The organism is Kitasatospora sp. NPDC096077 (assembly GCF_040303245.1).
GTDB lineage: Bacteria > Actinomycetota > Actinomycetes > Streptomycetales > Streptomycetaceae > Kitasatospora.
Genome location: NZ_JBEOSV010000056.1, coordinates 46773 through 56789, shown reverse-complemented (window position 1 = coordinate 56789; position 10017 = coordinate 46773). Strand labels below are relative to the sequence as shown.

Here is a 10017-nt window from a genome sequence, read left to right as displayed (position 1 = left end):
TTGGTGGGGCGCCCCCGCGAGCCGGGGGGGCGGGGCCCCCAGGAGGCGCCCCCCGCGCGCCCCCGCGCCCCCCCTCCGCCCCGACCCGCCGCGGGCGGGCGCGGGGCGGGGCGCCCCGGGCGTGGGGGCGGGGCCCGCCGCGGCCGCCCCGGTGCTGCGCGGCCTGCCGCCGGGCGCCGCCGACCTGACGCTGCCCGGCGGGGTGCTGCACCGCTGCGCGGGCGCGCCGGTGGACGTGCTGGCCGCCGGGGTCGGCCCGGCCGCCGCCGCGGCCGCCACCGCCACCGCGCTGGCGGCCCGGCCGTACGGCCTGGTCGCCTCCGCCGGGATCGCCGGCGGCTTCGCCCCGCACGCGCCGGTCGGCGCGACCGTGCTGGCCTCGGCGATCGTGGCCGCCGACCTCGGCGCGGAGACCCCCGAGGGCTTCGCCGACGTCACCGAGCTGGGCTTCGGCACCGCCCGGCACACCCCTGCCCCGGCCGTTGTCGCGTGGACCGCCCGGGCCCTGGCGGCCCGCGGCGTCGAGGCCGTGACCGGCCCGGTGCTGACCGTCTCCACCGTCACCGGCAGCGCCGAGCGCGCCGCCGCGCTGGCCGCCCGGCACCCGGGCGCCGCGGCCGAGGCGATGGAGGGCTTCGGCGTGGCCGAGGCCGCCGCCCGCTTCGGCGTACCGGCCTTCGAGCTGCGCACCGTGTCCAACCCGGTGGGCCCGCGAGACCGGTCCGCCTGGCGGATCGGCGAGGCGCTGGCCGCCCTGGAGTCGGCCTTCGCCGCGCTGCCCGTCCGAGAACTGATCGAGGAGGCCGACCGTGACTGAACGGCTGAGCATCGCGTACTCGCCCTGCCCGAACGACACCTTCGTGTTCCACGCCTGGGCGCACGGCGCCGTCCCCGGGGCGAACGCCCCCGAGGTGACCTTCGCCGACATCGACGTCACCAACGGCCTGGCCGAGCGCGGCGAGCTGGACGTGCTGAAGATCAGCTACGGCGCGCTGCCCTGGGTCCTGGACGAGTACGCCCTGCTGCCCTGCGGCGGCGCGCTGGGCCGCGGCTGCGGCCCGCTGGTGCTCACCCGGCCCGGCACGGACTCCGCCGCGGACCTCGCCGGGAAGACCGTCGCGGTGCCCTCCGAGCGCTCCACCGCCTACCTGCTGTTCCGGCTCTGGGCGGCGAAGGCGGTGCCGGGCGGCTTCGGCGAGATCGTCGTCCTGCCGTTCCACGAGATCATGCCCGCCGTCCGGGACGGCCGGGTGGACGCCGGTCTGGTCATCCACGAGGCCCGCTTCACCTACGGGCAGTACGGCCTGCACAGCCTGGCCGACATGGGCGAGGCCTGGGAGCGGGAGACCGGCCTGCCGATCCCGCTGGGCGCGATCGTCGCCCGGCGTTCGCTGGGCGCCGAGCGGCTGCGCGGACTCGCGGAGACGATCCGCAGCTCCGTCCGGCAGGCCTGGGCGGACCCGGCGGCCAGCCGGGAGTACGTGCTGGCGCACGCCCAGGAGATGGACCCGGCCGTCGCCGACCAGCACATCGGGCTGTACGTCAACGAGTTCACCGCCGACCTCGGCGAGGAGGGCTACGAAGCCGTCCGCGCGCTGCTCACCCGGGCCGCCGCGGAGGGGCTGGTGCCCCCGCTCGACCCGGGTGCGCTCGCGTTCCAGGGCGCGTCACAGACGCCCTGAACCCCGCTCCGGGGCTCAGACGTCGAACTGGTCGGCCACCGCGCGCAGCAGGCCGGCCAGCTTCTGGCCGGTCGGCTTGGCCGGGTAGCGGCCGCGCTGGAGGCCGGGCAGCACCGCGTCCAGGGTGGTGATCAGGTCCTGGACGATCGGTGCCATGTCGTCGGCACTCCGGCGCTGGGCGGCGGCCACCGACGGCAGGGCCTCCAGCAGCTGCACGGACATCGCCTGGTCCCCGCGGTGACCGGCGACCACGCCGAACTCGACCCGCTGGCCCGGCTTCAGCACGGTGACACCGGCGGGCAGTGCCTTGGTGTGGACGAAGACGTCGCCACCGTCGTCGCGCGACAGGAAGCCGAAGCCCTTCGTCTCGTTGAACCACTTGACCTGGCCGGTGGGCATCTCGAACAGTCCTCGAATGGGTGTGAGGGATCCCGGCCCTGGCCGGGGATCACTGGGTGGTGTGGGAAGAAGACGGCCGACCTCGGCTCGGCGCCCGTGGGCGCACCCGGCCGGCGCGATGTCAGGAGCAGACTAACGGTCCGTCACGGCCTCATCGGCGTTCCGCGATGGATCCGCGTTCCGAGGCCCGCTCGGGGCGTCGGGAACGCGGGGATCTCACGGCCGCCGGCGACCCGGTACTGGCACGGCCGGGGCGCGGTTCGGCGCAGTCCATCGGCTCACACCCCCGGGTCTGAGGACACGGGACGCCCTTGTAGCGCCCCTCGGCACCCCGTGCATACCCCCGCCCAGCAGGGATCAAAACGCATCGCTGCCGAGAAACTGCGCAACGTGACCGAACCGCTCCGGTGAGCCGCCCCGGCGGGCGTTCTGCCAGACTGGGGGCCGCAGACCGGGGCCCGCGCGGGGCCGCCCGGCGCAGCCCCGAGGAGTGAGCGGACGTGAGCAGCCAGAGCGCCGAACCCGGCGACGTGTACGTCAAGGCCGGGACGGTCGTGTTCGCCCTCGGCGCGCTCGCCACCCTGATCACCTTCGTCCCGCTGTTCCTGCACCTGACGCCGCTGCCGACGGCGATGTACTGGCTGAGCATGCTGATGCCGGCCGGGTTCCTGTCCGCGCTGACCGGGCTGTTCCTGAACGCCCGGGCCCAGCGCCGCCGGGTGGAGCCCCAGGTCTAGACCGAGGCGAGGTGCCGGTCGAGCCACTCCGGGAAGCCGGTGAGGTCGGCCAGCACCACGTCCGCCCCGGCCTCGCGCAGCTCGTCCGCTCCGTACGGGCCGGTGGCCACCGCGACCGCGACGGCGGCCGCGCTCCGGGCGCCCACGATGTCGCCGAGGTGGTCGCCGACGTAGATGCTCGCGCCGTTCGCGCGCAGCGCCTCGCCCTTGGTCTCCGCCCAGAGGTCGCCGACCACGGCGTCCGCGGCGATCCCGGCGTGTTCCAGGTGGAGGCGGGCGTTGGGCTCGTACTTGCCGGTGATCACCGCGATCCGGCCGCCGTGGGCGCGGACCGCCTCGACCGCGGCGAGGGCGCCGGGCAGCGGAACGGTCGGGGCGAAGGCGTGGTCGCGGTAGAGCTCGCGGTAGCGGTTCGCGGCCCGCTCGGCCTCCTCCGCCGGGAACCAGTTGCGGATCTCGTCCAGCAGCGGCGGGCCGAGCCGGGTGACCACCAGGTCGGCGTCGACGTAGGTGCCGGTCTCGGCGGACAGCGCCTGGTAGGTGGCCCGGATGCCGGGCCTGGTGTCCAGCAGCGTCATGTCGAGGTCGAAGCCGACGGTGAGCGGGGCGGGGGAGGTCGCGGGCATGCCGCCAGGCTACTCAACGGGCTCCGGCGTGACGAAGCGATTTGCCCCGCCTCCGAGCCGGAACTTAGGTTTGCCTGAGTTTTCCGCGGAGAGGGCTCATGACCGACACCACCGCACCACCGGGCAAGCGGCGGACACCCCGTCACCGAATACTGTGGCTCGCCGCCGCGCTGGCCGTGCTGGCCGTCGCGGTGCTGCTGAGCCTGGCGGTCGGCAGCCGTACCGTGCCGTTCTCCGAGACCGTCGACGCGCTGCTGCACGGCGGCGGCTCGGCGAACGCGGTGGTGGTCCGCGAGCTGCGGCTGCCGCGGACGGTCGTCGGGCTGGCCGTCGGCGCGGCGCTCGGGCTGGCCGGGGCCGTCATGCAGGGCCTGACCCGCAATCCGATCGCCGACCCGGGCATCCTCGGCGTCTCGCAGGGCGCGGCGGCGGGCGTGGTGGTCGCCATCTCCGGCTTCGGGGTCTCCACCCTCACCGGGTACGTCTGGTTCGGCTTCGCGGGCGCCGTGGTCGCCACCGTGCTGGTGTACGGCCTGGCCGGGCGCGGCCGGGGCGGGGCCACCCCGATCAAGCTGGCGCTGGCCGGCTCGGCGATGTCCGCGTTCATCGCCTCGCTGAACACCCTGGTGCTGACCACCGACGCGGCCACCATGGACCAGTTCCGGTTCTGGCACGTCGGCTCGCTCTCCGGGCGGACCGCGGACGTGGCCTGGCAGCTGCTGCCCTTCCTAGCCGTCGGCACGCTGCTGGTGGTGTCCGTGGCCCGCGGGCTGGACGCGCTGGCGCTCGGCGAGGACACCGCGAAGGGCCTGGGCGCGAAGACCGGCCTGGTCCGGGCCGTCGGCGCGCTCGGCGCCACCGTGCTGACCGGCTCGGCGGTCGCCGCGGCCGGCCCGATCGCCTTCATCGGCCTCGCCGTCCCGCACGCCGCCCGGGCCGTCGCCGGAGCCGACCACCGCTGGATCCTGGCCTTCTCCGCCGTCCTCGGCCCGGCCCTGCTGCTGCTCGCCGACACCCTGGGCCGGGTGCTGTTCCCGCCCTCGGAGGTCCCGGCGGGCGTGATGACGGCGCTGGTGGGGGTGCCGGTGCTGGTCGCGCTGGTGCGTCGCCGGAAGGTGGTGGCGGCATGACCTCGGTCTCCCTGCGCGGATACTCCGTGGTGCGGGCCGGGCGGGCCTCCTTCCTGCTGCACCGGCGTTCGGCGTTCGCCGCCACCGGCCTGCTGGTGGCGCTGGCGGCGACCGTGGTGGCCTCGCTCTGCTTCGGCGAGTCGACCGTCTCGCCCGGCGAGGTGGTCAAGGTGGTGCTCGGGCAGCCGAGCCCGGACGAGCTGGTGGTCGGCGAGTTCCGGCTGCCCCGGGTGGTGGTCGGACTGCTGGTCGGGGCGGCGCTCGGGCTGGCCGGGGCGCTGATCCAGACCGTCGCCCGCAATCCGCTGGCCAGCCCCGACGTGGTGGGCGTGACCTGGGGCGCGACCGCGACCGTGGTCGGGCTGACGGCGTACGGGGTGGTCGGCTCGACCGGGCAGGCGCCGTACGCGGCGGTCGGCGGCGGGCTGACGGCCGGGCTGCTGGTGTACGCGCTGGCCTGGCGGCGCGGGCTGCACGCCCAGCGCTTCGTGCTGATCGGGATCGGGATCAGCGTGGCGCTGTCCTCGCTCACCTCGGTGTTCCTGACCAAGGGCGACGGCTTCCAGGCGCAGGCCGCGAAGGTCTGGATGACCGGCAGCCTGAACGGCGCCGGCTACGACCAGGCGGGCTGGCTGGCCTGGGTGCTGCTGGCGGCCCTGCCGGTAGCGCTGTGGGCGGCGCGCGCCCAGCGGTCGATCTCCTTCGACGACGCGACCGCCGTCGGCCTCGGGCTGCGGCTGGACCGGATCCGGCTCGGCATGGCGCTGCTGGGCATCGTGCTGGCCTCCTGCGCGGCCGGGGCCGCCGGGCCGGTGGACTTCGTGGCGCTGATGGCCCCGCAGATCGCGCTGCGGCTGGCCCGGTCGGCGCAGGTCCCGCTGCTGTGCTCGGCGCTGACCGGCGCGCTGGTCGTGGTCCTGGCCGACCTGATCGCCCGGCGGCTGCTCGCCCCGACCGAGCTGCCGGTGGGCGTGGTGACCGGCATGGTCGGCGCGCCGTACCTGATGTGGCTGTTGATCCGATCCCGCCGTGGAGGCTCCTGATGACCGCACACCGCTTGGAGGCCCGGGGCCTCACCCTGGCCTACGAGACGCGCACGGTCGTCGAGGACCTGGACGTCGAGATCCCGGACGGGCGGGTGACGGTGATCGTCGGCCCGAACGCCTGCGGCAAGTCCACCCTGCTGCGGGCCCTCGGCCGGCTGCTGAAGCCGGTGCGCGGCGCGGTGCTGCTGGACGGGCAGGAGCTGGCGCGGATCCCGACCAGGCGGATCGCCCAGCGGCTCGGGCTGCTGCCGCAGTCGCCGACCGCCCCGGAGGGCATCTCGGTGGCGGACCTGGTCTCGCGCGGCCGCCAGCCGCACCAGAGCTGGTGGCAGCAGTGGTCCCCGGAGGACGAGGCGGCCGTCTCCGAGGCACTGGAGCGCACCTCCACGGCGGAGCTGGCCGAGCGCAGCATGGACGAGCTGTCCGGCGGCCAGCGCCAGCGGGCCTGGATCGCGATGGCGCTCGCCCAGGGCACCGACATCCTGCTGCTGGACGAGCCGACCACCTACCTGGACATCGCCCACCAGGTCGAGGTGCTGGACCTGGTCCGGCGGCTGAACGTGGAGCGCGGCCGGACGGTCGTCGCCGTGCTGCACGACCTCAACCAGGCCGCCCGGTACGCCGACCACCTGGTGGCGATGCGGGACGGCCGGGTGGTCGCCCAGGGCGCCCCCGGCGAGGTGGTGACGGCGGAGCTGGTCCGGGAGGTGTTCGGGCTGGACTCGGTGGTGGTGCCGGACCCGGTGACCGGGACGCCGCTGGTCGTGCCGGGCGCGCCGTGGCGGGCACCCGCCGGGCGCGCCGACGCCGTGGACGCTGCCGTGGACGCCGTCGGAGATGTCAGCGCTTAACGGCCTTTTAAGCCTGATTTCGGACATAATCGACGCGCCCCCGCAGCCTCACCGCCCGAGGACCCGCCGATGCCCAGGATCGCCCGCCGTACCCTCCTCGCCGGACTCGGCGGGGCCGCGCTCACGGCGTGCACCGGCTCCGGCGGCCGCTCCGCCCAGCCGCCGACCACGGACGGCTTCGAGGCGAGCGGCAGCTTCTCCCCCACCCCGGTGCCGCCGGTAACGGTCAACGCCGCGACCGGGCCGGTGCTGGTGCCGGGCGCGCCGCTGCGGGTGGTCGTGCTGGACACCGACGTGCTGGACTCCGCGCTGACCCTGGGCATCACCCCGCTCGGCGCCGCGCTCCCGGCCGCCGACACCGGCTTCCCCGCGTACTGGCCGGCCTCCCGGACCGCGGAGATCCGGCGGGTCGGCCCGGCCGGCGCGCCCGACCTGGAGGCCGTCCGGCTGCTGCGGCCGGACCTGATCCTCTCCAACCAGGCCCGCGACGGCGACCGCTTCGACCAGCTGCGGGAGATCGCCCCGACCGTGCTCAGCCAGACCACCGGGGCGCCCTGGAAGGCCAACTTCCAGCTGCACGCCCAGGCGTTGAGCCGGGTCGCGGCCGGGGCGGCCTTCGTCGCCGCGTACCAGAAGCACGCCGGGCAGGTGGCCCAGGCGCTGTCGGCGGCGAAGCTGTCGGGGCAGCGGGTGAGCCTGGTGCGGTTCACCGAGGGCGGCGGGATCCGGCTGTTCGGGCGGCAGAGCTTCCCCGGGACGGTGCTGGCCGACGCCGAGGTCGCGCGGCCCGACCCGCAGAACGTCGACCAGTCGGACTTCGAGGTCCCGCCGGACCAGATCGGCAGGGCCGACGGCGACCTGCTGCTCTACGCGACGTACGGCGACCCGGCGAAGGCGGGCACCGACGCCACCCTGGCGAGCCCGGCCTGGCAGGCGCTCGGCGCGGTCAAGGCGCACCGGGCGTTCCCGGTGGACGACCAGCTCTGGTTCCAGGGGATCGGCTACACCGGCGCCAACTTCATGCTCGACGAGCTGCAGCGTTTCCTCGGGGCCTGACTCAGGTCGAACTCGCGTAGCGGGCCGGGGAGATGCCGACCGCCGCGGTGAAGTCCCGGGTGAGATGGGCCTGGTCGGCGTAGCCGAGCTCGGCGGCGAGCGCGGCCAGGTCCAACTTCCCGGCCGCCGCGGCGCGTTCGGCGGCCTCGTGGAGCCGGGCGCGGCGCAGCACCCACTTCGGCGAGGCGCCGACGTACTCGGCGAACAGCCGTTGCAGGCCGCGCACGGTCAGGCCCAGCTCGCGGGCCAGATCGTCCACCCGGCACAGGTCCGGGGAGCCGGTGATCCGCTCCACCATCGCGGCGACCTCCTCGGCCACCGGGTCGGGGGCGGGCAGCCGGGGGCGGAGGAAGGCGTCCGCCGCCGCGGCGTCCGGTGCGGCGAGGAGCCGGTCGTTGCACCGGTCCACCTCGGGGCCGAAGTAGTCGGCGGCGGGGACGGACCGGTCGGCGAGGGCGCGCACCGGGTGCCCGGCGAAGGGCCGGAAGGCGCCGGGGCGGAACTTCACGCCCAGCACGTGCCCGGCGCCCGCCAGCCGGCGGACGAAGAGCGAGCGGTCCACCCCGTACACCCGGGGCCGCGGGGCCTCGAAGACCAGGTGGACGTTGGGGTGGGCGAGCACCTTCTGCTCGTACGGCGGGTGGCCGGTGAGGTCCCAGCGGACCAGCCAGTAGAACTCCACGCAGCGCGCCACCTCGGGCGCGGGCGCGAGCCGCTCCACACTGATCCGCTCGGTGGCCCTGGCGGGGTGGAGCACGCCGCGGCACTGGTCGGGGTCTGCCATGACGGCCAGGTTAGAGCCCGGCCGTCGCGTTTCTTCAAGACCGGGCGGGTCGGCCCGGCGCAGGCTTGCCGGCATGAACGCTCACCCCCTGCTTCCCCTGCTCGCCCGTGCCACCGCCGTCGCCGCCGAGGTCGCCGCCGCCGTTCCGGCCGGCTTCCGACCGGACGCGCCGACCCCCTGCGGGGAGTTCGACACCCGGACGCTGATCAACCACTGGGTGCTCTACACCTCGCACGGCCTGGAGCACCGGGCCCGGCGCGTCGAGCTGCCCGCGGCGCTGGTCGACCGGGACTTCACGGCGGACGCCGACTGGCGGGCGGCGTACGCGGCGCAGCTGGAGCGGGCGGTCGCGGCCTGGGGCGAGCCGGCCGTCTGGGAGGGGGACGTCGACCTGGGCGGGTCGCCGTACCCGGCGGTGGGGATCGTCCGGATGCTGGTCCTCGAACTGCTGCTGCACGGCTGGGACGTGGCGCGGGCGGTCGGCGGGGAGATCGAGGTGGACGGGGAACTCGCCCTGCTGGTGGGCGAGATCGTGGCCGAGAACGCCGAACTGTTCCGCCAGTACGGGGGTTTCGCGGAGCAGGTCGCGGTACCGGAGTCCGCCTCGCCGTGGGAGCGCGCGCTCGCCGCCTCGGGGCGTGACCCGTACTGGAAGGGCTGAGCCCGCCGGGGTGCGCCGCGGTGGCCGCAGCGCACCCCGGGGGTCCGTCAGGCGAGGGTGTCGGCGAGCTTGATGTAGCCGCGCTGGACGATCCACTTCTGGTTGGGGTTCGTGGCGCCGCACTGGTAGATGATCACGGCGTCACCGTTGTTGCGGTAGCTGCCGGAGTCCAGGCACATCTCCCGGCTGGTGCCGATGGTGTCCTTGAGGACGAACTGCCCGTCGCGGACGACCCAGCGCTGGTTGGTGTGGTCCAGGCACTGCCAGAGGCGGACCTTGTCGCCGTTGTTGCGGCTGTTCCCGGCGTCCAGGCACATCTCCTTGCCGGAGCCGATGGTGTCGTCCACCTTCACGTGGTTGTCGTCGACGGTGAACCGCTGGTTGGTGTGGCCCAGGCACTGCCAGTCGCGCACCTGGTCGCCGTTGTTGCGGGTGTTGCCCGCGTCCAGACAGACGCCCCGGGTGTCCCGGGCACCGAAGACCGTGGAGTTCCACTTGAGGTTGTCGGAGGGGTTCGTGGCGTCCTTGAACAGGTACGCCGGGACCCGGGTGGCGCTGCTGTCGCCGCCGCTGTCCAGCACGTAGCCGGTCGCCACGTTCCTGATCTGCTTGGTGCCCGGGTCGTAGGTCCACTTCAGGTTGTCGGACGGGTTGTTGTTGTCGTCCTTGAAGAGGTACGCGGGCACGCGGGTGGCGCTGGTGTCGCCGCCGCTGTCGAGCACGTAGCCGGTGGCCACGTTGCGGATCTTCTTGCTGTCCGGGTCGTAGGTGAACTTGAGGTTGTTGGAGGGGTTCGTGGCGTCCTTGAACAGGTACGCGGGCACGCGGGTGGCGCTGGTGTCGCCGCCGCTGTCCAGCACGTAGCCGGTGGCCACGTTGACGATGTAGTCCGGGGCCGAGGCGATCCGCGGCTTCGCGGGGGCGGCCGCGGCGGCGGTCGCGGGCAGTCCGGCGGCGAGCGCGAGCAGCGCGGTCGCACCGGCGAAGGCGCCCAGGCGGCGGGGCATGCGAAGGGTAGACATGGAGGTGTCCTCACCAGGTCAGG

Annotated in this window: 12 protein-coding genes; 8 read left to right on the top strand and 4 right to left on the bottom strand. The window is 74.9% G+C overall.

Translation table 11 applies throughout. From position 1 onward, the window contains the following. Positions 1 to 121 precede the first annotated feature (121 nt). Together ABTZ03_RS33230 and ABTZ03_RS33225 are read left to right on the top strand one after the other, a co-directional pair. Positions 122 to 817, top strand: coding sequence for a futalosine hydrolase (locus ABTZ03_RS33230; RefSeq protein WP_502894662.1), 696 nt, complete (start codon positions 122 to 124; stop codon positions 815 to 817). Further along, entirely contained in the window at positions 810 to 1682 is an 873-nt protein-coding gene (locus ABTZ03_RS33225; RefSeq protein ID WP_350516866.1) for a menaquinone biosynthesis family protein, read from the top strand. The genes ABTZ03_RS33230 and ABTZ03_RS33225 overlap by 8 nt, the downstream gene beginning before the upstream one ends. Positions 1683 to 1697: 15 nt before the next feature. Here ABTZ03_RS33225 and ABTZ03_RS33220 read toward each other — a convergent pair whose 3' ends face one another. Beyond that, positions 1698 to 2081, bottom strand: a complete 384-nt coding sequence (locus tag ABTZ03_RS33220) for a cold-shock protein (RefSeq protein WP_188308195.1) — start codon at positions 2079 to 2081, stop codon at positions 1698 to 1700. 500 nt (positions 2082 to 2581) lie between these two features. Between ABTZ03_RS33220 and ABTZ03_RS33215 the strand changes: the two genes are divergently transcribed. Continuing rightward, the gene (locus ABTZ03_RS33215) at positions 2582 to 2818 is read left to right on the top strand and encodes a hypothetical protein (protein ID WP_350516865.1); all 237 of its coding nucleotides are present in this window, start codon (positions 2582 to 2584) and stop codon (positions 2816 to 2818) included. Here the strand turns inward: ABTZ03_RS33215 and ABTZ03_RS33210 are convergent. Continuing rightward, the gene (locus tag ABTZ03_RS33210; protein ID WP_350516864.1) at positions 2815 to 3444 is read right to left on the bottom strand and encodes an HAD family hydrolase; all 630 of its coding nucleotides are present in this window, start codon (positions 3442 to 3444) and stop codon (positions 2815 to 2817) included. The two genes, ABTZ03_RS33215 and ABTZ03_RS33210, sit on opposite strands and share 4 nt — an antisense overlap. 98 nt (positions 3445 to 3542) lie before the next feature. Here ABTZ03_RS33210 and ABTZ03_RS33205 point away from each other — a divergent pair, with 98 nt between their 5' ends. The 4 genes from ABTZ03_RS33205 to ABTZ03_RS33190 all read left to right on the top strand — a co-directional run bounded on the left by ABTZ03_RS33205 (position 3543) and on the right by ABTZ03_RS33190 (position 7527). Further along, positions 3543 to 4574: a FecCD family ABC transporter permease gene (locus ABTZ03_RS33205; protein WP_350516863.1), complete on the top strand. Its 1032-nt coding sequence runs from the start codon at positions 3543 to 3545 to the stop codon at positions 4572 to 4574. Then, a complete protein-coding gene (locus ABTZ03_RS33200) occupies positions 4571 to 5617 on the top strand; it encodes a FecCD family ABC transporter permease (RefSeq protein ID WP_350516862.1) in 1047 nt (348 codons plus the stop codon). The genes ABTZ03_RS33205 and ABTZ03_RS33200 overlap by 4 nt, the downstream gene beginning before the upstream one ends. After that, positions 5617 to 6471 carry an ABC transporter ATP-binding protein gene (locus tag ABTZ03_RS33195; RefSeq protein WP_350516861.1) on the top strand — a complete coding sequence of 285 codons (855 nt, stop codon included), beginning with the start codon at positions 5617 to 5619 and terminating at the stop codon, positions 6469 to 6471. The genes ABTZ03_RS33200 and ABTZ03_RS33195 overlap by 1 nt, the downstream gene beginning before the upstream one ends. Positions 6472 to 6540: 69 nt before the next feature. Further along, a complete protein-coding gene (locus ABTZ03_RS33190; protein WP_350516860.1) occupies positions 6541 to 7527 on the top strand; it encodes an ABC transporter substrate-binding protein in 987 nt (328 codons plus the stop codon). A 1-nt stretch (position 7528) separates the two neighbouring features. Here the strand turns inward: ABTZ03_RS33190 and ABTZ03_RS33185 are convergent, their stop codons facing one another. Continuing rightward, on the bottom strand, positions 7529 to 8311 hold the full coding sequence (locus ABTZ03_RS33185; RefSeq protein ID WP_350516859.1) for a DUF6597 domain-containing transcriptional factor: 783 nt from the start codon (positions 8309 to 8311) through the stop codon (positions 7529 to 7531). A 73-nt stretch (positions 8312 to 8384) separates the two neighbouring features. Here ABTZ03_RS33185 and ABTZ03_RS33180 point away from each other — a divergent pair, with 73 nt between their 5' ends. Continuing rightward, entirely contained in the window at positions 8385 to 8972 is a 588-nt protein-coding gene (locus ABTZ03_RS33180) for a TIGR03086 family metal-binding protein (RefSeq protein ID WP_350516858.1), read from the top strand. Between the two features lie 47 nt (positions 8973 to 9019). On the opposite strand, the gene ABTZ03_RS33175 is transcribed toward ABTZ03_RS33180, so the two are convergent. Continuing rightward, the gene (locus tag ABTZ03_RS33175) at positions 9020 to 9994 is read right to left on the bottom strand and encodes an RICIN domain-containing protein (RefSeq protein WP_350516857.1); all 975 of its coding nucleotides are present in this window, start codon (positions 9992 to 9994) and stop codon (positions 9020 to 9022) included. Between the last annotated feature and the right edge of the window lie 23 nt (positions 9995 to 10017).